Origin of the sequence: Paraburkholderia sp. RL17-373-BIF-A, assembly GCF_046030175.1 — a bacterium.
Taxonomy (GTDB): domain Bacteria; phylum Pseudomonadota; class Gammaproteobacteria; order Burkholderiales; family Burkholderiaceae; genus Paraburkholderia.
Window position 1 is genome coordinate 1 of the sequence record NZ_JARESO010000560.1, and the last position, 232, is coordinate 232.

1 protein-coding gene is annotated in these 232 nt (G+C 55.6%); it reads left to right on the forward strand.

From position 1 onward, the window contains the following. A partial coding sequence (locus P0D80_RS51750; protein WP_408296830.1) for a transposase occupies positions 1-232 on the forward strand: 232 nt, incomplete at both ends.

A 232-nucleotide genomic window follows, 5' to 3' on the forward strand; every position in this document is an offset into this window, starting at 1 on the left:
GTTCGAAGAATTCGTCTTGCCACACCTGAGCAGCGGCCGCCGCGGACCACCGCCTACGCTGGCCTTGCACAAAATCTTCAACTACATCCTGCAGCTTCTGTATATGGGCTGTCAATGGAAGATGCTTCCGATTGACAGGACGGCAGAAGGTTTCCCGGAAATCCATTACACACGCATCTACCGGACGTTTCGTCGCTGGCAGGCCGACGGTTGCATGGACGCCATATTTGCC